General features: G+C 56.5%; 19 protein-coding genes. 10 read left to right on the top strand and 9 right to left on the bottom strand.

Annotated elements, in window-relative coordinates; all coding sequences use genetic code 11:
• The first annotated feature begins 88 nt into the window (after positions 1-88).
• Positions 89-1,507: a MocR-like pyridoxine biosynthesis transcription factor PdxR gene (gene pdxR, locus I2D83_RS04220; protein ID WP_205947599.1), complete on the top strand. Its 1,419-nt coding sequence runs from the start codon at positions 89-91 to the stop codon at positions 1,505-1,507.
• 32 nt (positions 1,508-1,539) lie between these two features.
• Here the strand turns inward: pdxR and I2D83_RS04215 are convergent, their stop codons facing one another.
• From I2D83_RS04215 to I2D83_RS04190, 6 genes are read right to left on the bottom strand one after another with little or no spacing between them, the layout of a single operon-like run.
• A complete protein-coding gene (locus I2D83_RS04215; protein WP_205947598.1) occupies positions 1,540-2,589 on the bottom strand; it encodes a LacI family DNA-binding transcriptional regulator in 1,050 nt (349 codons plus the stop codon).
• Positions 2,589-3,641, bottom strand: a complete 1,053-nt coding sequence (locus I2D83_RS04210) for a carbohydrate ABC transporter permease (RefSeq protein WP_205947597.1) — start codon at positions 3,639-3,641, stop codon at positions 2,589-2,591. The genes I2D83_RS04215 and I2D83_RS04210 overlap by 1 nt, the downstream gene beginning before the upstream one ends.
• 11 nt (positions 3,642-3,652) lie before the next feature.
• Positions 3,653-4,648 (bottom strand): carbohydrate ABC transporter permease, encoded by a 996-nt coding sequence (locus tag I2D83_RS04205; RefSeq protein WP_180778586.1) that lies wholly within the window; start codon positions 4,646-4,648, stop codon positions 3,653-3,655.
• Positions 4,649-4,671: 23 nt separating this feature from the next.
• Entirely contained in the window at positions 4,672-5,763 is a 1,092-nt protein-coding gene (locus tag I2D83_RS04200) for an ABC transporter ATP-binding protein (RefSeq protein WP_181847162.1), read from the bottom strand.
• A 2-nt stretch (positions 5,764-5,765) separates the two neighbouring features.
• On the bottom strand, positions 5,766-6,872 hold the full coding sequence (gene bglB, locus I2D83_RS04195) for a beta-galactosidase BglB (RefSeq protein ID WP_205947596.1): 1,107 nt from the start codon (positions 6,870-6,872) through the stop codon (positions 5,766-5,768).
• A 1-nt stretch (position 6,873) separates the two neighbouring features.
• On the bottom strand, positions 6,874-9,336 hold the full coding sequence (locus I2D83_RS04190; RefSeq protein ID WP_205947595.1) for a hypothetical protein: 2,463 nt from the start codon (positions 9,334-9,336) through the stop codon (positions 6,874-6,876).
• A 443-nt stretch (positions 9,337-9,779) separates the two neighbouring features.
• Here I2D83_RS04190 and I2D83_RS04185 point away from each other — a divergent pair, with 443 nt between their 5' ends.
• The 8 genes from I2D83_RS04185 to I2D83_RS04150 all read left to right on the top strand — a co-directional run bounded on the left by I2D83_RS04185 (position 9,780) and on the right by I2D83_RS04150 (position 18,013).
• Positions 9,780-11,087 (top strand): ABC transporter substrate-binding protein, encoded by a 1,308-nt coding sequence (locus I2D83_RS04185; RefSeq protein WP_181847165.1) that lies wholly within the window; start codon positions 9,780-9,782, stop codon positions 11,085-11,087.
• On the top strand, positions 11,084-11,635 hold the full coding sequence (locus I2D83_RS04180) for a glucosamine kinase (RefSeq protein ID WP_205947594.1): 552 nt from the start codon (positions 11,084-11,086) through the stop codon (positions 11,633-11,635). Before I2D83_RS04185 ends, I2D83_RS04180 begins: the two co-directional genes overlap by 4 nt.
• Positions 11,632-12,546, top strand: coding sequence for a glucosamine kinase nucleotide-binding domain-containing protein (locus I2D83_RS04175; RefSeq protein WP_205947593.1), 915 nt, complete (start codon positions 11,632-11,634; stop codon positions 12,544-12,546). Before I2D83_RS04180 ends, I2D83_RS04175 begins: the two co-directional genes overlap by 4 nt.
• 18 nt (positions 12,547-12,564) lie before the next feature.
• Positions 12,565-14,388, top strand: a complete 1,824-nt coding sequence (locus tag I2D83_RS04170) for a metallophosphoesterase family protein (RefSeq protein WP_205947592.1) — start codon at positions 12,565-12,567, stop codon at positions 14,386-14,388.
• A gap of 563 nt (positions 14,389-14,951) precedes the next feature.
• Complete coding sequence (locus I2D83_RS04165) at positions 14,952-15,662, top strand: metal ABC transporter ATP-binding protein (RefSeq protein ID WP_205948140.1); 711 nt, start codon at positions 14,952-14,954, stop codon at positions 15,660-15,662.
• A complete protein-coding gene (locus tag I2D83_RS04160) occupies positions 15,659-16,513 on the top strand; it encodes a metal ABC transporter permease (protein WP_194431064.1) in 855 nt (284 codons plus the stop codon). Before I2D83_RS04165 ends, I2D83_RS04160 begins: the two co-directional genes overlap by 4 nt.
• Before the next feature lie 40 nt (positions 16,514-16,553).
• The gene (locus tag I2D83_RS04155) at positions 16,554-17,432 is read left to right on the top strand and encodes a metal ABC transporter substrate-binding protein (protein WP_015841669.1); all 879 of its coding nucleotides are present in this window, start codon (positions 16,554-16,556) and stop codon (positions 17,430-17,432) included.
• 107 nt (positions 17,433-17,539) lie between these two features.
• A complete protein-coding gene (locus tag I2D83_RS04150; RefSeq protein ID WP_181845883.1) occupies positions 17,540-18,013 on the top strand; it encodes a lipocalin-like domain-containing protein in 474 nt (157 codons plus the stop codon).
• A 26-nt stretch (positions 18,014-18,039) separates the two neighbouring features.
• Here the strand turns inward: I2D83_RS04150 and I2D83_RS04145 are convergent, their stop codons facing one another.
• From I2D83_RS04145 to dtnK, 3 genes are all read right to left on the bottom strand, one after another.
• Positions 18,040-18,855, bottom strand: coding sequence for a DeoR/GlpR family DNA-binding transcription regulator (locus I2D83_RS04145; RefSeq protein ID WP_043881832.1), 816 nt, complete (start codon positions 18,853-18,855; stop codon positions 18,040-18,042).
• A 150-nt stretch (positions 18,856-19,005) separates the two neighbouring features.
• The gene (locus I2D83_RS04140; RefSeq protein ID WP_015841672.1) at positions 19,006-19,986 is read right to left on the bottom strand and encodes a D-threonate 4-phosphate dehydrogenase; all 981 of its coding nucleotides are present in this window, start codon (positions 19,984-19,986) and stop codon (positions 19,006-19,008) included.
• Positions 19,979-21,307 (bottom strand): D-threonate kinase, encoded by a 1,329-nt coding sequence (dtnK, locus tag I2D83_RS04135; protein WP_205947591.1) that lies wholly within the window; start codon positions 21,305-21,307, stop codon positions 19,979-19,981. The genes I2D83_RS04140 and dtnK overlap by 8 nt, the downstream gene beginning before the upstream one ends.
• Before the next feature lie 234 nt (positions 21,308-21,541).
• On the opposite strand from dtnK, the gene I2D83_RS04130 reads away from it, so the two are divergent.
• Positions 21,542-22,678 carry an iron-containing alcohol dehydrogenase gene (locus tag I2D83_RS04130; protein WP_015841674.1) on the top strand — a complete coding sequence of 379 codons (1,137 nt, stop codon included), beginning with the start codon at positions 21,542-21,544 and terminating at the stop codon, positions 22,676-22,678.
• Positions 22,679-22,698: the final 20 nt, after the last annotated feature.

Raw genomic sequence — 22,698 nt, 5'->3', positions numbered from 1 at the left:
AATCTCCTTGTAATGGAGCGGGTATGTTAGGAAAATCATGACCCATAAAAAAGGTGCAAGAATTGAGTAAATGAATGGGACATGACGGATGGACATGCAGCAACTGAAGCCAAGCAGAGAACATGATGCACCGCTCTATTTACAGTTGTATCGACGCTACCGCGACGCCATTACCGCCGGAAAACTTCATCCGGGCGATCGCGTGCCGTCCGTGCGCAGCCTCGCCAGTGAGCTAAATCTGGCACGCGGCACGGTCGAAATGGCTTATCAGATGCTGGCCAGTGAAGGCTATTTCCTGACACGCGGCCCAGCAGGAACCATCGTCTCACCCCGGCTGGAAAATCTGGGCGAGTCGGGACATATCGCCACATCCCTTTCTCAAATACCCACGCGCCCGCAGACCGAGGCAGATCAAGTACAACCTTTCCAACTCGGTTTACCAGCACTGGATGCCTTTCCCCGCAAGAGCTGGGCGCGCCTTGCCGGACACAATTTACGTACTCTGGATACGGCAGCCATGATCTATCCCGATCCGGCGGGGTATGAACCACTTCGCCGCGCCATCGCGACCTATCTGGGAATCTCGCGCGGTATCACTTGCACATACGAGCAGGTGTTCATCACCGCAGGCTACCGGGGAGCGCTGGAACTGGTGTGTCGCACGTTATTGCAACCCGGTGATAGTGGATGGTTCGAGGATCCCGGCTATCTCTTTGCGCGCCAGTTTTTGGAGCGAGCAGGTATGCATCTGGAACCCGTTCCAGTGGATGAGGAAGGCCTGAATGTGGACATGGGCCAACAACGAGCCGCAGAGGCACGTTTTGCCGTAGTGACCCCCACACACCAAAGCCCCATGGGCGTGGCGTTGTCCTTACCCCGACGACTACAGCTGTTGGAATGGGCCAGCCACCGCCGATCGTGGATCATTGAGGACGACTACGACAGCGAGTTCCGTTACCACGGTCGGCCATTGCCGGCGCTGAAAAGTCTGGATCGCGACGGGCGCGTGCTCTACACCGGCACCTTCAGCAAGGTGCTGTTTCCCGGCTTACGCTTAGCCTATCTGGTTGTCCCTGAACCGCAGATCGAGCGCTTCAAGGATACGGCAAATCATTTTTGCTGCCCCGGTTCGATCTTGCCTCAGGCCACGGTGGCGGCTTTCATAGAGCAAGGTCACTTTGCCCGCCATTTGCGCAGAATGCGTTCACTGTATGCGATTCGCCGCGGCTATCTCGTCGATGAGCTGCTCCAGACATTAGGTTCACACCTGATCGTCCAGCCGCAGGCGGGCGGTATTCATGTGTTAGCTAAGCTGGCCGCCCGTGGCAACGATCAGTCTCTGGCAGCAGCGGCACAATCTCATGGTCTTGCCATTCAGGCGCTGAATGACTGGCGAATGAGCAGGTCATCACAGGGTGGGCTGCTTATGGGATTCACTAATGTGACCGAACCTGCGATGGCGAAGGCGTTGGTACATCAACTGGCCGTTGCCATCGGGTTATCGTGAAAGGGTTTCGAGCCGCATTGCGGCCCGTAAGCTCAACCGGTATGACTTCCCACCCGCCGAACTGACTCTCTGACCACCACCTGTCCGGCCAACTCGGTGCGCTGGGCAATACCGAGCGCCTGTGAAGGTGTCATTTGCTGCGCCAGCAGCTGTAGCGCCGCGCGAGCAATCGTTTCAAATGGCAGATGCACCGTGGTGAGTGAAACCGGCAGCATATCGAACGGCAGGATGTCGTCCATTCCCATCACCGACATGTCTTCCGGCACCCGTAGTCCGTGCTGATACAGCGCGTCGATCACGCCGATGGCCTGATTATCCGCCGCACAGAAAATCGCGGTAACCCCCAGTCTGTCAGGGTTCGCCGTCAGCCAACGCAATAGCGCATCACGCGCCGTGCGCGGGTGGAAATCCGGCAGCGAAAGGATCAGATCCTCATCGACCACAATGCCCGCCTGCATAAGTGCATCCCGATAGCCGCGCTCGCGCTGTTTGATCGTCATACGCGACGTCCAGGTCAGGTGCAGGATCCGCGTATGTCCTTGTTCGATCAGGTAGCGCACTCCCGCCGCCGCTGCATAGTGGTTGGCGGGCGTGACGCTGCTCAGGCGCATCGAGGGATCTTCACCGTTAATCAGCACCGCCGGAATGCCGCTTTCCGCGACGGCATTCAGCAGCGTCGGGTGATCGTCATTCACGATCAGAATACCGCTCTCTTTTCCGCCCTGAAGCTCGCGCAGCAACTGCTGTTCGTTAATGGTGTCATGCTCCCCCAAAAACGGACGCAGTTGGATATTACGTTGCAAACACAACGTTTTCAGGGCGTTAATCAGCGTCAGCGACACCAGATTGTACTCGCTCTCCAGCATCAGGTTGCGCGGCGTCGCCAGCAGAATGTGGCGCAGCGGTTCCGTCTGCGCAACGGTCGCTTTAGCCACTTTATGCAGCGGATAACCCTGCTCGGTGGCAATCGCCATGATGTGCTGCCTGACTTTGGCGCTGATCGGCGCCGTGCCGTTCAGCGCGCGGGAAACCGTGCTAATGGAAACCCCGGCGCGGTCGGCAATATCCTTGAGTGTCGCCATTATTTCATCCCCGTGTTGGCAATCCCCGTCGTGATGTATTTTTGCAGGAAGACGAACACCGCCGTTACCGGCAGAAGCGAGAGCATCGTCATCGCCAGTATATAATGCCACTGCACCGAGAACTGCCCCTGAAACGCGTTCAGACCGATTTGCAGCGTAAAATTATCCTGACTGGAGAGGACGATCAGCGGCCAGAGGAAATCGTTCCAGCGCCAGATCACCGAGAAAATCGCCAGCACCGCCAGCGCGGGGGCGGTTAACGGCAGGATGATCTTCCAGTAAATACGGAACTCGCTGGCAGCATCGATGCGCGCCGCCTCGATCAGCTCATCGGGGATGGTCAGCATATATTGCCGCAGCAGGAATACGCCCGTCGGTGTCGCGACCGTAGGAATAATCACGCCCCACAGGTTATCGCCCATGTTCAGGCCAATCACCACCAGGAACGTCGGCACCATGACCACCGACAGCGGAATCATCATGGTGGAGAGAAACAGCGTCAGCACCGTACCCCGCCCGCGAAATTCGTATTTCGACAGCGCAAACGCCGCCATCGAACTGAGCAACAGGGTCAGCAGCGTCGCCATCACCGTCACGAACACGGTGTTCTTCAAGTACGTCGTAAAGTGGAACTTCGTCAGCGGCGTGGCGTAGTTATCCATCTCCAGATGCAGCGCTTTCATCGGCACCAGATCTTTGGTCGGAACACGTACCACCTCGCTCGGCGCATCCGGGTTCACCAGTTGCGCGATCAAGCCGATGCGCCGCACCAGCGCCATCGTTTTCGCGTCGCCATCGTCCTGCTTAACCTGCCACAGCTCCAGCGGCTTCGGGTACTCCGGTAGCGTGATGGTATCCGCCGCCTGCGGCAGAAAGCTGGGCGGAAAGCGGTTGATCTCCGCCGGCGTTTTGAACGACGACATCGCCGCCCACATCACTGGAATCAGCACCAGCAGCGTGCCGACCACCAGCCAGACCCAGCTCATGATATCGGTGATGTGAATGTGTCCCGGATGACGGGTGCGGGTGAGAAATGCGATTATCTTCATCATGGCTCCCGTTATTATTTCCCTTCCAGCCGACGCGTCAGCAGGAACTGCAACGCCGTCAGGATCATCAGCACCACGCCCATCAACACAGAAGCCGCCGAGGCCAGCCCGTAGAGCGACGCGTTAGACGAAAAAGCGGTCTGGTAGATGTACTGCACGATAAAGCTGTTGGCCGTACCGGGGCCGCCACCGTTGGTTAACACCCAGGCTTCATCGAAGATCTGCACACTGTTGATGGTCAGCAGAATCACCACCACCAGAATGTTCGGTGCCAGCAGCGGCAGCGTCAGGCGATAAAAACCACGCCAGCGCGAGGTGCCGTCCACCGCCGCGGCCTCATAAATATCACGCGGGATCGCCTGCAATCCAGCCAGCAGGATCAGGGTATAAAACCCGACGTGAAACCAGACGGAGACAAACACCACCCAGAAGCGCGACAGCGTCGGATCCAGCAGGAAGGTAATCGGCTGCCCGCCGAGCGACGACAGCACCAGATTCAGCAGGCCGTTGCGATTAAGGAACCACTGCCAGATCAGGCCCACCACCACTGGTGACAGCAGCACCGGATAGAAGAACATCGCGCGGAAAAAGCCTCGGGCGATAATCTTGCGGTTGAGGATCAGCGCCGTCACCAGCGCTACCAGCAGCGTGCAGAGTACGTTGAAAAAGGTGAACGACACCGTGTTGTAGACACCAGTCCAGAACAGATCCTGTTCACAGCTTGACGGCTCGGCGTAGTTGCCACAGCTCAGCAACGTGGCAAAGTTATCCACGCCCACGTAGGGGCGTTCCCACAGCAGAATATTGGTGCCGCCGGTAAAGGCGTAGCACACCGCCAGCAGAATCGGAATAAAGACAAAAACGGCAAACAGCAGCATGTTGGGCGCGATAAAAAACCACGGCATCACTTTGCGACCACCGAGTTTTTGTAGCAGATTCACCGCTTTCTCTACTGGCGTCACCAGCTTATCAACCAGCGAGCCTGCGGGCAGTAAGGCAATCTTTCTCATGTCATCCTCTCCCGTCGCGATAATTAATGCTCGGTGCAGCGCGGTAATGTGTCATCCGTTTCGCTATCGAACAGATGGCAATACGCCAGTGGAAAGCGGACGAACACCGATTCGCCTGCGGCGAACTCACGATGCTGCGCCAGATGGACGATCATCTCGTCGTCAATGCCGCCCATTCGCCCGTAGATGAAAGTCTCATGCCCCATCATCTCGCAGCGATCGACGCACAGCGCAATCCCCTCGCCTTCTTCCACCAGTTCACAGTGTGAAGGGCGAATACCGAGCGTGACGTTTTGTCCGACGGTGCCGATAAACGGCAGCACCAGACGATTACCGGACGGACACTGCACCTCGACGCCATCCGCGCAGGTGGCAACGATCTGCGCCGGGAACATGTTCATGCGCGGTGAACCAATGAAGCCCGCGACAAATTTGTTTTTCGGCCGATTGAACAGCTCCAATGGCGTGCCAACCTGCTCGATACGGCCCGCGTTCAGCACCACAATGCGCTGCGCCATCGTCATCGCTTCCACCTGATCGTGAGTCACGTAAATCATGGTGGTACGCAGTTTCTGGTGCAGGCGGGACAGCTCGCCGCGCGTCTGCACGCGCAGCTTGGCATCCAGATTCGAGAGCGGTTCATCAAACAGGAACAGATCGGGTTCGCGTACGATCGCACGGCCAATGGCTACGCGCTGCTGCTGTCCACCTGACAGCGCGCGCGGCTTGCGATCCAGATAAGGTTCCAGCCCCAACATACGCGCCGCTTCATCAATACGGCTGTTAATTTCCGCTTTAGGGAAGTGCAGGTTTTCCAGCCCAAACGCGAGGTTCTTACGCACCGAGAGGTGCGGATAGAGCGCGTACGACTGGAATACCATCGCAATCTTGCGCTCCGCCGGCGTGAGGTCATTCACCTTGCGCTTGTCGATCCACAGTTCACCGCTGCTGATTTCCTCCAATCCGGCAATCATGCGTAGCAGCGTGGATTTTCCACAGCCCGACGGGCCGACAAAGACCATGAACTCGCCGTCATGAATCGTTAAGTCCACGCCTTTGATAATGTTCACCGCACCATAACTTTTGTGGACGTTTTTTAGTTCCAGACTCGCCATTGTCAGCCCTCGCAAACAGAATCTAACTGTGCCAATAACATCAGCATGACCAGCGCCTGCCCGTAAGGCACGGCAACATTGGGAATATCGCGATAGAACTGTAAGTCGTGCCCCATCGCCGTGCCGTCCGAGACACCCTGCACCACACCCTGTGCGTCAATCTGCGCCACCACGGCGGCATAGCCTTTTTCCAGCACCTCCTGCGGGAAATCGTGCAGCATTCCCAGCCGACGCGCCGTCAGAATGCCAGCGATAAACCCGGCGCTGGCAGAGGTCTCCAGCGGTGAATCCGGGTCATCCAGCAGCGTGTGCCACAGGCCGGACTCGTGCTGGCAGCGCGCCAGCGTGGTCGTTTGCTGTTCCAGAATCGCTTCCAGCATGCGCAGTACCGGCGCGGACAGCTCATCTTCCGCCAGCACCCGCATTTCCGGCAGCACTAGCGTGATCCAGGCATTACCGCGCCCCCAGAATGCATTGGCATAGTGATGACGACCGACGAACGTCCAGCCGTGATACCACAGCCCGCTCCGCACATCGGCCAGATAGCGCGCGTGCGTGACGAGCTGGTATTCCGCCTCTTCAATGAGATCGCGGCGGGAGAGCAATTTCCCCGCGACCACCAGAAACAGACCGGCCATAAACAGCGTGTCATCCCACAGTTGCCCGGTGTTCGGGCGCTCTTTCACCGTGTGCTGGAAACCCCCGTCCTCGGTTTTCGGCAGCGAGTGCAGCAGCCAGTCCGCCCAATCGCTCACGGTTTCACGCCACTGCGCGGGCGCATCCGGTTTGTCCTGACACAGCAATGCCAGCACCAGCATCGGCGCCGTCGAGTTGATCTGACGCGGCGGCAGCCCGGCATCCAGCTTTTGCTGATACCAGTTCGCCAGCGTCGTCAGCATGGTGTCGTCCTGCGTCAGATGCGCCAGCTTCCAGAAACCGTACAGCCCGACACCGACTTCCCAATCCCACTCTTCGAATTGAATCGTCAGCCCGGCGTCCGGCGTGTCGTCCTGCGTCACGCTGTCAATCGCTTTCAGGCGGCAAAATGCCCGCGCCACCTGCGCCAGCAGCGCTTCGGTTTGTTGTCGGTTAAGTGAACCTGTCTTCATGTCATGGGTTTCCTGTGTTGAACTGCGGGACGACCGGGACATCGTCGGGAAAAATGAAAGGCTGCTGCGCCACGCTGAATCCTGCCGTGTGGCTAAAGGCCAGTTCGCCGTAATCGGGATCGTCGATACGTACGCCGTCGCGGTCCTGTATCAGCGAACGCCCTCGGAAGCGAGCAGCGAATGCGGCGAATCCTTGTGCGCCGTCGCCGCTGTCCACGGCAACGAACCAGACGTTCTGTTCGCCATACGCGCGTAGTTCGCCTTCCGCCTGCTGGCCTGCGGTTGCAAACGGCTGTAATCCGGCGGGATTATGGAAGGCGGCATAGCCATTGCCGCCGCGTACAAAGCACCAGACGTCTTCAACGATGACGTCATCCAGTGCAGTTTGCGGCAGATAAAGGTGCGTCCACGGACGGACATCCTGTTGCAGATCGAACACCATCAGCGCGCGGTTACGGTGCTGCATCAGGTGCGGCAAACGCCCGTTACCCGCCCAGTAAGAAGGACGGTGCACGCCGTCAGGACGATCCTCGCCGGGGTGGTTCACCCACAGGCGGGCGGCATAGTGTGTCCCCAGCCGTACGTCCAGCAGATGCTGCTGGTGTCCTGGCTGGCCGGGGTGATGATCGAAAACGGAAGAAAAGGCGACATCCTGTTGCTTCCAGGCGATGATGCGAGCGCTACGGTTCAGCCCTTGTACCCAGCGTGCTTCTGCACCGTGCGGCAGTGACCAGTGTGCAATCCGATCCGTCGTTTCCGGCGGTTGATAGTCGCTCAGGCACAGCAGCGGCAGTGCGGCGCAGTGCGGAATCAGCCAGCCCTCGCCCCACATCAGCGCACACAAGCCGGACAGCTCGGTCAACATGCCAGATCGCAGCTCTTTATCGTAGGCGCGTCCCATCGTGCCCACCGCGACGCCGTTCTGATGTACCCACGCCGTCATCAGCATGATGCGGTCAATCACCACGCGAGATTTCTCGCGCAAATCGGCGTCCTGCGCCAGTTCGTACAGCGCCATCAACCCAATCAGATCGATGGGGTAATAGGCCGCTGAGTTCCACTCCACCAGACCGTGCTCCAGAATGGAATCAAACCAGCGCGTCAGGCGTTCATGAGCAATCGTCTTTTGCTCCAGACCACGGCGACCGCTGCACGGGAAGGTATCATCGGGGAAGTTTTGTCCGGCCAGATACTGCCCGACGTGGAAACACAGACAGTGGTTTTCACTCCAGAACCACATGGTGTCGTTGCCCGGTTCATCAATCCAGTAGCGGAAACCGAGAATGGCGCTACGCACGCGACGCCAGTCCTGCGGCGGCAATTGCTGCCCCTGATAGCGCTGCCACAGCCAAATCAACGGCACCAGTTGGAAATCCGCACAGTCTTCGCGGCGGCTGATTTTTTGCAACGCGCTGTTGAGAATCGGCGCAGCAGCATCGCTGCCCTCACCTGTCGCAACAATCGCCAACAGCCGTCCGAGGCGTTCAAAACCGTGCAGCGCGGTATGGCGTAGAACCGCCTCACGCCGTGCTGCCAGCGTCGGTAACGCGGGCATCGTTTGTTCAGGCAAACGCCCAAAGCTGAGCGTGCGTGTCAGCGTAATACCGTTGCAGGTCGCGGCGCAGACCAGATCGTAGTAGCCCACCAGAGCGGAGGGTAAATCCACCTGCCAGCCCAGATTACCAGCAGGCAGCGTCTGTTTCTGCTGCCATACGGGGACGGATTCGTTGACGTTACCAATCAAACGATGCGCCATCGTCACGGACTCCGGCAGCGGCTGCGTACTGTTCAGCACCAGTACGGGCGGTTGAATCAGGTTATTCTCCAGAGCCAGCCCGTTTATCCAGCCATCCAGCGCGGTCAGTTGTTCACTGAGCGCCGTGTCGTCGTCAAGCTGCCAGCAGAGCGTGTCTTCCCCCTGATAACACAGGCTAAACAGGTAATCGGTATCGCGTTCGCACAGCTCTTCGCTATGAACCACCAGCGTGTTCATCCCGGCTTTCAGCGGCAGCGTGATAGCACAGGTTTGTTCGGTATTACGGGTAAAGGGCGTAAAGCGGGCAACCTGCTCGCCATTCAGCCACAGCGTCACCCCGCCGCAGGTGCTGAGCATAAAGGGGGCTGGCTGCGCGCTATCGCTGTGGATCACGCAGCGGGAAAAGCGCTGAACGTGAACCGGACACGGCCAGAAATCACTGAAATTCACGCTGCGGCTTTCATCGCCGCCACTCCACATCAGCGGGAATCGTAAATTGTCCGGCAACGCCACCTCGCGCTTTGCCTCTTCCTGCAAAAAACGCACGCGGCAGGGCAACACGCCGACATCGACAAAGCCGTTAATAAAGCGGTAATTCACCTTATCCGGCAGCGTATCCGGTTCGGCGAAATAACGTTCTTCCGTCAATTCGGTAATCAAAAACCGATTAATGACGCCGTTCTTCTTTAATTTCCAACCGATATTCATACGGAATCCTGTTTACGGCTTTGACAAATAAAATAACGAAAATGTATGGCTGAACGTATTTGCACTTTTGCTGTGCGTACGCTGCCAATATTTAGGGCAGCGAGCCATTCTCTGCACCGTAATATCGCAACTTCAATGCAAATTTGCATTAAATTGTCATTTGCATTCATTTATTGACATTTCGCATTAATAAATAAGATCCTCACGTTTATATATGTGATTAATATCACAAAAATGCTTTATTTAAATCAACATTTAAAATATCTTTAACCTTCCTCACATAAATCAGTCGGGGTTCTGTCCATGATTGCATGATGAAAATGACAGATGAATGCAAATTTGCATTAATAAGAAAACGGAATAATTCACAGAAAGAAAATAAGCCCCGTTAACAGCGACAGGGTATTTACGTCATTAATCAAACTTATGATGTGGAGAGGTTTATGATGCGTTCCAACACCGCGTTATTTTTTTCCGCCCTTGCACTGGGGTTATTCAGCAACAGCGTGTTAGCCGCCAAAACGCAAATAACATTTTTATATAGTGACGACGATCCCGAATTAGTGCATTTCATGGAACAGAAAGTGAAAGCTTTCTCCCAAAGCAACGAGCGCATCGACGTGAATTTTGTCAGCACTGGCTATAACGCGCTGCAAACACAGTTACCGATGCAGTTAGCGGCGGGCTTAGGCCCGGATATTGCCAAAACCACACAAATGGGATTGCTCGGGTATACGCTGGATTTGCGCCCTTACCTGAAAGACCCCGCCGCCTTTGAGAAACGCTACAGCGCCGGTATCGAAAAGATCATGCGTGTAAAAGGCGTGCATAAAGCAGATGCGCTGCCGGGCTTTGTCGCGTCCTGGACGGCCGATCTACCGTTCGTTAACGTGACGCTGTTTGAACAGGCGGGCGTTCCTCTGCCGCAGCCGGGTTATACGATTGATGATTTGATGAAAGCCTCGAAGCTGGTCGCGGAAAAAACCGGCGTACATATCCCCTTCACCATCGACCGCAGCGGTTTCCGCTTCTCCGGTCCGGCCTACTCTTACGGCGCACGCTACGATAAAGACGGGCTGATCAACTTCCCAGACGCCGCCGCGCAACAGTGGATTAAAGATCTGAAACGCTGGTCAGATGAAGGCGTGTTCCCACGTGAAATGTGGGGCGCAGCGGGCGGCGGCCAGTACAAGAGCATGGCGGACGATTTCGTGAACGGCAACATCGTGACCTACTTCTCCGGCAACTGGCTGTTGAACCAATTCAGTAAGCAGATTGGCGACGGCTTTGACTGGAAAGTGCTGCCTGCACCTTGTAAAGAGAAGTGCATTTCGATGGGCGGTGCGACCTTTATCATGCCGTTCACTACCACCAAACATCCGCAGGAAGTGGCCGAATTCATGGAGTGGCTGGGCAGCGAACCGCTGCAACGTGAGATTGCCGAACGCTTCAATATCATCGTCGGCGCGGATATTGCCGATCTGCACTACCAGACCAAAGATAAACACGTGATCGACGGCCTGAACACCGCACGCGAAGAGATCAAAAAGATCCCGTCTTACGTCTTTGATTGGGAACGCATGGAAAGTTTGGGTGCGAACGAACTGTACCCCATCATTCTGACGCGCTTTACCCAATATCTGAACGATCAGGTGTCGTTTGATGAGTATCTGCGCCTGACGTCAAACGATGTGAAACGCCTCAACGAGACGATCGCGACCAATCAACAACAGCGGAAAAACGCACCGTGAAATGGCAACTAAGGGAGATCGACATTGATGGCGATCGCCCCTTTGATTGTACGCGCGAAAGCGCGATATGCGAGCAGCGCTGGTCAGGGCAAAGCCGCTATCTGCTGGTCACTGGCGGTTTCACCCGGCTGCTGCACTGGCATGACGGTCTCCTGAGCTGTCGCGGCGGCGACAGCTTTCCCATCGGCAATCCGGGCAGCCTGTCGCGGCTGGGACTGTGGGCGGTGCAAGAGATGCTTCAGGCCGTTGAGGGCATCACGCCGCTTACGCCACTCAGTGAAGCGCTGTTCCTGCACTTCGATAAGCATGTCGATCGGGTGATCGACTGGTCAAAGCAGGCGCAGGCCGTGGACTACAGCCTGCTAGGGAAAAGGGTGCTGGCACACCCGCACGACGCGCTGGCGGTGCAATTGCTGACCCGCTGCGCTGACGAGCTGACCGTACTGCTCAATAGCCTGCCGGACTCACCGGCTGACGCCGTCGACCTCAGCGGCGATCTGGCGGTGGCCTGCCTTCCCTATCTGGATTCAGGAGCACGCGCATCATGACGACATGGCTCTATGCCGGTGTAGATGGCGGCGGCACTGGCTGTCGGGCACGTATTTATCAGGCCGATGGTACGCCGCTCGGTCAGGGGCACGGCGGCCGCGCCAATCTGCTGCTCGGCGTGGAAAGCGTGCGCCAGTCGGTGGATGATGCCATCGCACAGGCGCTAAAGCATAGCGGACTGTCGCCGGATGACGTATCCCGGCTTAAAGTCGGGCTGGCACTCGCCAGCGCAGAACATCGCCTCGCCTACGAGTCCTTTCTGGCGTTGCCGCATCCTTATGCCGCTCAGGTACTCAATACCGATGCGCTGGGTGCCTGTCTGGCCGTCAATCAAGGGAAAGAAGCGGGCGTGGTCATTGCCGGAACCGGCTCCTGCGGGCTGGCGTGGCAGAAACAGACCATTACCGCCTACGGCGGCCATGAATTCCCGATCTCCGATCAGGGTAGCGGTGCACGCCTCGGGCTGGCCGCATTGCAACACACCTACGATGTACTGCATGGCTGGTGCGCGCCGTCTGCGCTCAGTCAAAGCATCGACGATTTCTTTTCCGCCAGCGCAGCGCACGCGCAGGCTGCCAACACGCTCGACGCGCTACAGCGGTTTAGTCAGCAGGCAAAACCGGGTGACTACGCGCAGTTCGCCCGCCGCGTATTTGACTGCGCTCAGCAGGACGATGCCGTTTCTCACGCGCTGTTGGCGCAGACGGCCAGCGAAATCAGCCTGCTGTTAGCCGCCGTGGCGCGCCATGCCACGCCTCGCTTATCGCTCATGGGCAGCATCGGCTTACATATTCGTCCCTGGCTGCCGGACGAGTGGCAATCCCAACTCGCCACCCCGATGGGCGATGCGCTCGACGGCGCACGATTGATTGCCTGTCATGATTATGCGTTATACAGCCATCCGTTATAAATAATGCCGGAGACATCAATGACATCACTCACTCGCAGAACTTTCGTCAAGCTCGGCGCAGGCAGCGCCATTACGCTGGCTGGCGGTTTTTTTCACGCCAACGCCGAATCCTCAGTGCCCGCCAGTCCGCTGCGCATTGCCATTATTTCGGATGTCCACGTCCATAATATCTACGGCAACTACGATTTTGACGGCCTGCCCGATGCGCAGACCGGAAAGAAGCTGACCATTCGCACCCTGAAAGATTCGGTGAATTCGACCCGCATCTTCAATGAACCCTACTTTGCACTGCTGGCCGCGCTGGACGAACTGGCAAAACAGCAGGTGAAATACGTGGTGCTGTCCGGCGATTATTCAGATGACGGCCAGCAGCCTACTGTTGAAGGCATTGCCGCCATCCTGACACAGTATGAACAGCGCCACGGCATGCGCTTCTTCGCCACGCCGGGCAACCATGATGTCAATCGGCCACAGGGCGATGATTCCTGGCAAAGGATGCTCAACGCCGACGGCAGCAGCACGATGCTGAGCAGCAAGCCCGGCGTTAAGCTTGGCGATGCACAGTCGCTGATTGTCACCGCTAAAATGCAGGCGCTTGGCTATGAACGCGGCCTGCCGCTGATGAAGCCGTTTGGTTTCTTTAAGCGCGACGACTTCCTGCACTGGGAAACACCGTTTGGCGACAGCGACGAACTCAGTAAACGCCAGTACCTCGCCCGCTCGCCGGACGGCAGCAAACAGTGGAACATTGTCGATGCGTCCTATCTGGTAGAACCGGAACCGGGACTGTGGCTGCTTTCCATCGATGCCAACGTGTATCAGGTCAAAGACGGCCCGGAGAAACGTGAAGGGATTGAAGGCTATTCCACCAGCAGCAATACCGGCTGGAATGCCTTACTGACCGAGAAGCCGTTCATGCTGCCGTGGGTGAAATCGGTGGTACAGCGGGCGAAAGCGCAGAATAAGAAGCTGCTGGTATTCTCACACTATCCGCTGGTCGATTTCCTCGACGGTACGGTGGAGGACGAAAAACAGCTGTTTGGCAGCAACAGTTTCATTAAACGCACGCCGCGGCCGGACGTCGCCGAACAGGCGCTAGCGGCCGGAATCCGCCTGCACTTCAGCGGCCACCTGCACGTCAACGACACCGGCGTGTATCGCGGCTCACAAGGGACGCTGGTGAATGTCGCGGTGCCGTCGTTGGCCGCCTACCCGCCCGCGATGAAACTGGCGACGCTGCATAGCGATCGCGTCGATATCGACACGCTGGTTCTGCGCAACGTGCCGCAGTTCAACCATCTGTTCCCGTTTTATCAGAAAGAGCTGGAGCGCACCGGTGAGCCGCTGGGCGACATTCTGAAAAGCCGCGATTATTACGATTTCCTGCATCATCATCTGGCGCTACTGGTACGCCAACGCTTTCTGGTGAAAGACTGGCCGGAAGATTTATCGCCTCTCATCAACACGCTGAACTGCGCCGATCTGCTGTGGATTGCGCAGCAAAAAGAACCGCTTAACGCCAAAGCGCTGCCTGATGCCAGCGCGCGCAAGCCGAATGCGGTCGCAGGCACGGAGGGGTTACAAGATATTTCGCTGCTCACGCTGGTGACCGACTGGTATTGCCTGCGCAACGGCAGCGATCTCGCCTGGCAGGATATTCCGGCTGCGCGGGTGAAGCAGTACCGCGCCCTGCTCGCGGTCTACACGCCGACGGCCACGCTGCCGCCGGACAGCCTGCAATATCGCTTCGGCCTGATGCTAAAAATCCTCGCGGGATATATCAACGATGAGCCTGCGACTCGCTTTGTGGTTGATATGCAGGGGAATTTCCTAAAAGTATAAGATTTTCTCTTTCGGGGGCGGCTTCGTACGCCACGCTGAAGATAAAACTGAGTCAACTCATATTGCTCACGGGTCTTCTCTTCACGGCGTAAAAAATTATGCTGAGGTGAACATGAACGCCGAGTGAGCGGCATGGACGCCGCGAAAGCCAGTGCCGCGTCGGGAACGCGTCACTGGCGGCTCGAAAAGCGGGCATGGGCACCGAAGGAACCGCGTTAGCGGCATAATTTCCGCCAAAAGCCGGGGTTCATAGGGGGCTGGCGTAGCCCCCTATGTCGGGCGCGTGCTACGACGTAGCATGAAGAGGACAGTGCTCGACGCGCACGAAATCCCCCATACCTGTCAGCAATCACACCAAATCCCCCCTTAATCGACTTACATACTTTTTTACCTATTACCCCTACCGTCATCGCCAAAAAGTGATATGTTATAATGTAACAAATTAGACTTTTACCGATGATAATGACAAGTTTTTACTCCCTCTCTGCGCTGAAGCGCGTGTTACTGGTTTCTCTGCTGTTGGTGCTGTTGTGGCTATTGGTGAGGTGGGCGGTGGTGTTGCCATGATTGCCCTACAGGAACTGGCCTTTGGCTATCGTAGTCAGCCGCCTCTCGCGACAATCAGCGGATGTTTCCATCAGGGATCGCTGACGGCAATTATCGGCACAAACGGCTGCGGAAAATCGACGCTGCTGAAAACGTTGGCTGGCCTGCTGCCACCGCTTTCCGGATCATTCCGCCTCGGTGATAGCAGCAAAAACAATGCCATCGGCTATTTGCCGCAGCTCTCCGAATTCGATCGACAGTTTCCTATCAGCGTACGCGATCTGGTTCTCATGGGGTCACTGCCACAACGCGGCTTGCTGCGGAGTATCAACGCCAACTGGTACCGAAAAGCGACCGATGCGCTCGACGCCGTCTCTATGGCGGACTTCGCTGACCGACATATTGGCGTCCTGTCCGGAGGGCAACTACAGCGCGTGCTTTTCGCGCGGCTACTGCTGACACAGGCTCCCATCATTCTGTTGGATGAGCCTTTTACTGGCGTGGATAGCCAAACCACGCAGGCGCTTTTACAAACGATCGAGCAGCTTCACGCCGAAGGCCGAACCATTCTGGCCGTTTTGCACGATCTGGAACTGGTCGGTCAGCACTTCCCGAACATCCTGCAGCTCACCCCGGACGGCCATCGCTGGGGGGATGCTCAGCCCATACTACACAGCCTGCGCAAGGCCGACAGCGATACGCCAACGCTCAGGATCATTACGTCATGATGTTATTTCACCTTATTGCTTCTCCTTTTGCCGAGTTCGGTTTTATGCGTCGGGCGCTGGTCGGCTGTCTGGTCATCACGCTGAGCGCCGCGCCGCTGGGCTGTTTCCTGCTGCTACGGCGCATGAGCCTGATTGGCGATGCCCTGTCGCACGCAGTCTTACCCGGCGTCGCCATCGGCTATCTCATCTCCGGGATGTCGCTGCTGGCGATGGGAATCGGCGGCTTTATTGCCGGGTTGTCCGTCGCCATGCTCTCCGGCTTCGTCACCCGCCATACGGAATTAAAAGAGGACGCAAGTTTCGCCGGGTTTTACCTCGGTTCGCTGGCACTCGGGGTCACGCTGGTGTCACTGCGCGGCTCCAGCGTCGATCTGCTGCACGTACTGTTCGGATCGATTCTCGCGGTGGATCGCGCCGCGCTGATCGACATTGCGCTGATCGGATCCACCTCCCTGCTGGTACTGGCGGTGATCTATCGGGCGCTGGTGATTGAATCGTTTGACGTGACCTTCCTGCGCATCAGTTCAGGACGCTATCGGGCGTTGATCCACGGGCTGTTTCTGTCGCTGGTGGTGCTGAATCTGGTCGCCGGATTCCAGCTGTTAGGCACGCTGATGACGGTCGGCATGATGATGCTGCCTGCCGCCAGCGCACGGTTCTGGACGCAGCGCCTGCCCGTCATGCTCGGCATTGCGGTACTGCAAGGAATGGCCGCCAGCCTGATCGGTCTGCTGTGGTCTTACTATGCCGAACTGCCTGCCGGACCAGCCATCATCCTGACGATTACGCTGTTTTTCTGTTTCTCGGTCTGTGTGGGTCACAACGGTGGGCTATTCCGCCAGCGTCGTTGACCGCTCAATTTCGTTATCTGCAACTTTCTGTGAGGGAAAAATGAAACGTTCACTGTTAGCTATCGCGTTATCCGGCCTGCTGCTTAGCCCACTGGCGATGGCAAAGAATCTTGATGTAGTTGCCAGTTTTTCTGTACTTGGCGATATGGTCAGCCACATCGGCGGCGATCGCGTAACCGTTACCGATCTGGTGAAGCCCAATGGCGATCCGCATGAGTTTGAACCGTCGCCAAAGGACAGCAAAACGCTGGCTCACGCCGATCTGGTTTTCGTTAACGGGCTGGGGCTGGAAGGGTGGATTGACCGGCTGGTCACCGCATCCGGCTATCATGGCGACGTGATTACCGCCTCAAACGGGATTGAAACCCGCACCATGGTGGAAGATGGCAAAACAGAAACCGATCCCCATGCCTGGAACAGCATGAGCAACGGCGTGGTCTACGCGCACAACATCGTCAACGCGCTGGTGAAAGCCGATCCCGCGAATGCCGACTACTATCGCCAGCAGGGTGAAGCCTACATCAAACAGCTACAGGAGCTGGACAGCTATGCGAAGAAAACCTTTGCCGCCATTCCGCCAGAACAGCGCAAGGTGTTGACCAGCCATGACGCGTTCGGTTACTTCAGCCAGGCGTACGGCGTGAAATTCCTGTCTCCAGTGGGCTACTCTACCGAATCGGAAGCCAGCAGCAAAAAAGTGGCCTCGCTGATTAAGCAAATCAAACAAGAGAAAGTGAAAAGCTACTTCATTGAAAACCAGACCGATGGACGTCTGGTGAAGCAAATTGCCAATGCCAGCGGCGCACAGCCCGGCGGTGAACTGTACCCGGAAGCCCTGACCGACGCCTCCGGCCCCGCCGCAACCTATACGGCCGCGTTTAAGCACAACGTCGATACCCTCGCCGCCAGCATGAAGTAAACCGCATTCCTGCCAGTGCCACGCCGCTGGCAGGAACCCCCTCTCTGCCCTGCCCTCTGGAAAAGATTCACTACACTTAATCCGTACGCTATTTCCAAGGGGGATCTATGACATCGCAATCGTTCAACAACAACGGGTTGTTACGCCAGAAACTGTGCGGGCTATGGTTTCTGGAATCCTTCATTGATGTACTGGGTGACGGCAACGTGGTTTATATGATGGGAGAAGGAGCAACAGGTTATATCCAGTATACCGATGATAACTGGATGACGGTGCAAATCATGGGCAGCGACAGAGAGCCCTACGATGCTGGCATTATGACGGGTGGCTCAGAGCAGCAGCTGATGCAGGCCGCCGCTACCTACTTCGCCTACGCCGGCCGTTATGAAACCAATGACGCTGAGCAGACCGTCACCCACTATCTGGACTATTGCCTCATTCCTAACTGGGTTGGCTCCAGCCAGTTGCGCTACGCGCTGTTCAGTGAAAACGACACGCGTCTTTCTTTAACCACGGATCCGATGACGTTCAACGGCGTGGTGCATAAACCTGAACTCAACTGGCGACGGCAATCGGCCTGACATCATCCGTCAGGCACAAACCCGGCTTACACCAGCGTCAGACTGAACGTTTTACCTTTCAGTTGCTCCTGCACCTCGGGCGCGAGCGCACTGTCGGTGATGATATCGGTCAGTTCAGACAGCGGCGTCACGCAGAACAGCGAATAGGCGCCGTATTTACTGCTGTCCGCCAGCAGTATCCGGCGGCTGGCATTTACGCCGAGATCTTGTTTCACACCCGCTTTTTCTTCCGTTGGCGTAGTGATCCCTTTATCCAGACTCCACGAGTTACAGCTGATAAACGCGATATCGGGATAAATGCTGCGTAACAGACGGCGGCCGTGTTCACCAATACAGGACTGGCTACTGTCATCAATACGCCCACCGATAATCGTCACTTCAATTTGTTTGAACTCAGACAGGAACAGCGCAATTTGCAAATCGGCGGTAATCACGCGCAGCGGCAAATGCGTCAGGTGACGCGCCAACTCCAGCATGGTCGTTCCCGCATCCAGCACTACCGCGCTACCCGGTTTAACCAGCGTCGCGGCATAGCGAGCTATCGCCTGCTTCTCCTGAAGACTGCGCTGTAATTTTTCATTCGTGGTCGGCTGGGAAGGAATAAAACGATTGAGCGTCACGCCGCCATGACTGCGACTAATCACGCCCTGTTCATCCAGCTTGATCAAATCACGGCGGATCGTCGCTGGGGAAGCGTCGATCACAGACACCAGCTCATCTACCGTCACCAGATTATGGCTTTTCAGATAATCCATAATCTGATCAAGACGGCTCTGGCCTCTTACTTTATCCCCGCTCATGCGGAAAGCATCGGTTAATGTAGGATCCACGGCGATACCCATCTTGCTGTCATAAAGTTGTTTTAAATTGTTGGTTGCAGGATACCAGAAACCTTCCCGAACGCGGGAAGGAAGATATCCTGCAATGCGCACTGTATCGCGTTTTATTCGCTTACAAAACCTATGCCATCAGCGGTGATAAGTTACCGCCAATCAGGCCAGTTGCATCGCGAGCTGGATAGAGATCGCCATGCTTTCGGACTTCGCTTTACCGGTCCAGGCAATGTCAAACGCCGTGCCGTGGTCAGCAGAGGTGCGGATAAACGGCAATCCGGCAGTGATGTTGACCCCATCATAGAAGCCCAGCAGCTTGAGCGGAATGTGTCCCTGATCGTGATACATTGCCACTACCATGTCGTACTGACCTTCATACGCCTGCAAATAGACGGTATCCGGCGGGCACGGGCCATAAACATCAATGCCTTTGGCTTTCATAGCTTCAACCGATGGCGACACGATTTTGATCTCTTCATCACCAAACAGGCCATTCTCGCCCGCGTGCGGGTTAACCCCGGCAACGGCGATACGTGGGTGGGTAAAACCAACGCGCTTGAGGAAGACATCCGCCATGTCGATCACCGTTTCCACGCGCTCGCGGTTCAGCGTATCCAGGAATTTACGCAGCGCGATGTGCGTTGAAACATGGATCACCTTCAATTTATCGGTATACAGCACCATCGCATAGTCGCGGCTGTTGGTCAGCTTCGCCAGCAGTTCGGTGTGACCCGGATAAATATGCCCCGCCGAGTGCAGCGCTTCTTTATTCAGCGGTGCCGTCGCAATCGCGTGGACCTCACCGGCCATCGCCAACGCAGTCGCTTTCTTGATGCAGCGATAAGCCAAATCACCCGCCTGTGCCTGAACGACGCCCGGCTTCAGCGCCTGCGGATCTTCCAGCGGCTCATCAATGATGTTGATGACGCCTGGCGCGAAGACCGCGTCAGCGGGTTTATCAATGATTTTCAGCTCTACGGCTGGCACAACATTCAGTGCCAGAATACGTTGCATCGTCTGTACGCAGCCCACCACCACGGCAGACGCGCCGGAAAGCTCGCCCTCGGCCAGCGACTTGATAATAATTTCCGGTCCAATCCCTGCCGGATCACCCATCGTTACCGCAATAATTTTACTCACTGACCTTCTCCTCAATAAAACGTAAAACGTCGAGCAAAGTAGTTTCGTTGCCAAAACCCCCCGCTTTAGTCATCACAGGGGTCGTGCCGACAACGCTGTTCAGCAGGTATCCCCAGGGCACACAGGATGCGATTTGCCCCTTAATCTGAAAGCCGGTAGCACCCAATGCGGTTGCCACGGCAATCGCAATGTCACCACCGGATAAATACAGTCCTCCCAGCTCGCGCTGGTGAGTACCGTCCGCTGTCAGGCTGTCTAGCGCCTGAACAAGGTTGCGCGTAAGTTCCCCCAGATAGTGGCTGATCGTTTCGCCAAGCTGCTGTCGGCTAAGCCCAAGCTGCTGGCACCGCGCGTCGATTTCGAAGCGCTGATTTTCGTTGTGACAGGTACGAATAATGCAATGGTGGCCGTTCAGCAGCGCCGCCACCGCCTCCTCACACTGGGATGCCATGACGGTGGATGAGTGGGGTGAAAAGAGCGCGTTGATATCTATCTCAACCAGCGTGACATTGCTGCGCAATTTGGCGGCCGCAATCTGTTTTTGAGCGATATCGCTCATTGACCCGACGATAGCCAGCAACGGCTTCGCCGTTTTGCGCGTAAAATCCTGCGTATTCGCCAGCGCTTCGCTCAGGCCTGCCGAACCGACCAGCAAAGGACGAAACGGTAACGCGCTGGCGGCATCTACGATCTTCTCCAGATCGTCCTGCACATCCGTATCAAGAATAATCAGACGTACGCCCTCGTCCGCCAACTGCTGCAAACGGTGAGCTAAATTGGCCTGACGGACGTCATCAAGGTGTATTTCCGCCACCGGTAACGCGGTTTGCTCCGCCAGACGGGCTGCAATAGAAGCCGAGGTCACCGGCGTTTTGGGATCGCTGGCAAACTCCGTATCGGTAAGTAGACGTCCATTCACCCAGACTTCGCCTTTGCGGGTCACGCGTCCCAGCGTTGGCGACGCAGCGGCAATCAGCGCGACGGGCACCTCTGCCGCAGACAGCGCAGCGGCAATTTCCGCGCCTAGATTTCCACGCAACGTCGAGTCAATCTTCTTGATAATCCAGCCTTGTCCGCCTGCTGCCTGCCAGGCTGCAACCGCTTCTGCAGTACGTTGAGACGCCATGTCGTCACGCGCCGCACGGCTATCGGTGTTGATCACCACCGCATCACCCAGTAAGTCCGCGTGCAGTTTATTAACGTCAAAGACGACGCTAACCCGTGCGCCATGCTGCGCCAGACCGACGCCCGCATCATTGGCACCCGTAAAGTCATCAGCGACCACTAAGACCTGTTCTGCTGATTGCTGCACGTTTGACATACTCCATCCCCGATTCAGATTACCTGATAATGATTATATTGAATCACATTTGATTATATGTGAGCAATATCAAATTATTTAAAAGGAATTTCACCTATAAATTATCACCACGATGTGGCAAATGGCGTTTAGCAGTAACCAAAATCACTCCATTTGACTGAAAGTAATCACCATCGCAACCATTATCATAGTGATAACGCTCTGGCGAAGAAGAGAAAAGGCAAGGTAATAAGCATGAATATCAATAGCACTATCCTCAGCGGTTACCGGGTACTTCAGGACATCAGTCACCTGTTGGCAGGAAAACAGCACGTTTTATTTGTCACCGACAAAAACATCGTCGGGCTGCCTGACGTTCAGGCGCTGATCGCACAAGTTAAGCAAGCCGTTCCGCAGGTTCTGTTAGTTGATAATGTTCCTGCCGAGCCAAGCCAGCACGACGTTGCCAAGATACTGAGCCAGCTCACACAAACTCAGACCGATCTGGTGATCGGCGTCGGCGGCGGTAGCGTGCTGGATGTCGCCAAACTGCTTTCCGTACTGTGCGCAGGCGACGATACCGTCACGCTGGATAGCCTGCTGGCAGGGGAAAAACCGACTCGCCGCACGACATCGCTGCTCATCCCAACCACCGCAGGAACGGGCTCAGAAGCCACGCCGAATGCCATTCTGGCGATCCCAGAAAAAGAAACCAAAGTCGGTATTATTACGCCCGTGATGCTGCCGGACTACGTTGCGCTGGTGCCAGAGCTGACCATCAGCATGCCATCGCACATCGCCGCTTCAACGGGTATTGATGCGCTCTGTCACCTGATTGAGTGTTTCACCTCAACGATTGCCAATCCGGTCAGCGACAACTACGCGCTGATTGGCCTGAAAAAGCTGTTTGCCAACCTCGAAACCTCCGTACGCGAGCCAAGCAATATGGAAGCCAAGCTGAACATGCTGTGGGCGTCCTATTACGGCGGTGCCGCTATTGCCCACTCCGGTACGCATCTGGTTCACGCCATGTCTTACCCGCTGGGCGGCAAATACCACATCCCACACGGCGTGGCGAACGCCATCCTGCTCGCCCCTTGCATGCGTTTCGTGCAGGACGCCGCACAGGACAAATTCGCACAGGCGTATGACCTGCTGCCGGATGCCGATCTGACACTGGGTACTGCGGAAAAAGCGCAGGCGCTGGTGACCTATTTCAGCGAGTTGGTTAAACGTCTCAACCTGCCCAATACCTTACAGCAGCTCGGCGTGGAAAAAGACCACCTGCCGTATCTGGTTGATGCCGCGTTACAGGTTCAGCGCCTGATGAAAAACGTGCCGACACAGGTCAGCGCCGACGATGTCCGCGAGGTGTATCTGACCCTCTTTTAAAGCGCGGGTTTCGGCAAAAC

The sequence above is a fragment of the Pectobacterium aroidearum genome, from assembly GCF_015689195.1.
Taxonomy (GTDB): Bacteria; Pseudomonadota; Gammaproteobacteria; order Enterobacterales; family Enterobacteriaceae; genus Pectobacterium; species Pectobacterium aroidearum.
Note: the sequence above shows the minus strand (reverse complement) of the source record. Positions and strands in the feature narration are given on the sequence as shown.

Excerpts from the sequence above, each read along its gene's own strand:
- pdxR (WP_205947599.1), top strand. The coding sequence starts at position 89 with ATGGACATGCAGCAACTGAAGCCAAGCAGAGAACATGATGCACCGCTC.
- I2D83_RS04215 (WP_205947598.1), bottom strand. The coding sequence starts at position 2,589 with ATGGCGACACTCAAGGATATTGCCGACCGCGCCGGGGTTTCCATTAGC.
- I2D83_RS04210 (WP_205947597.1), bottom strand. The coding sequence starts at position 3,641 with ATGATGAAGATAATCGCATTTCTCACCCGCACCCGTCATCCGGGACAC.
- I2D83_RS04205 (WP_180778586.1), bottom strand. The coding sequence starts at position 4,648 with ATGAGAAAGATTGCCTTACTGCCCGCAGGCTCGCTGGTTGATAAGCTG.
- I2D83_RS04200 (WP_181847162.1), bottom strand. The coding sequence starts at position 5,763 with ATGGCGAGTCTGGAACTAAAAAACGTCCACAAAAGTTATGGTGCGGTG.
- bglB (WP_205947596.1), bottom strand. The coding sequence starts at position 6,872 with ATGAAGACAGGTTCACTTAACCGACAACAAACCGAAGCGCTGCTGGCG.
- I2D83_RS04190 (WP_205947595.1), bottom strand. The coding sequence starts at position 9,336 with ATGAATATCGGTTGGAAATTAAAGAAGAACGGCGTCATTAATCGGTTT.
- I2D83_RS04185 (WP_181847165.1), top strand. The coding sequence starts at position 9,780 with ATGATGCGTTCCAACACCGCGTTATTTTTTTCCGCCCTTGCACTGGGG.
- I2D83_RS04175 (WP_205947593.1), top strand. The coding sequence starts at position 11,632 with ATGACGACATGGCTCTATGCCGGTGTAGATGGCGGCGGCACTGGCTGT.
- I2D83_RS04170 (WP_205947592.1), top strand. The coding sequence starts at position 12,565 with ATGACATCACTCACTCGCAGAACTTTCGTCAAGCTCGGCGCAGGCAGC.
- I2D83_RS04165 (WP_205948140.1), top strand. The coding sequence starts at position 14,952 with ATGATTGCCCTACAGGAACTGGCCTTTGGCTATCGTAGTCAGCCGCCT.
- I2D83_RS04160 (WP_194431064.1), top strand. The coding sequence starts at position 15,659 with ATGATGTTATTTCACCTTATTGCTTCTCCTTTTGCCGAGTTCGGTTTT.
- I2D83_RS04155 (WP_015841669.1), top strand. The coding sequence starts at position 16,554 with ATGAAACGTTCACTGTTAGCTATCGCGTTATCCGGCCTGCTGCTTAGC.
- I2D83_RS04150 (WP_181845883.1), top strand. The coding sequence starts at position 17,540 with ATGACATCGCAATCGTTCAACAACAACGGGTTGTTACGCCAGAAACTG.
- I2D83_RS04145 (WP_043881832.1), bottom strand. The coding sequence starts at position 18,855 with ATGGGTATCGCCGTGGATCCTACATTAACCGATGCTTTCCGCATGAGC.
- dtnK (WP_205947591.1), bottom strand. The coding sequence starts at position 21,307 with ATGTCAAACGTGCAGCAATCAGCAGAACAGGTCTTAGTGGTCGCTGAT.
- I2D83_RS04130 (WP_015841674.1), top strand. The coding sequence starts at position 21,542 with ATGAATATCAATAGCACTATCCTCAGCGGTTACCGGGTACTTCAGGAC.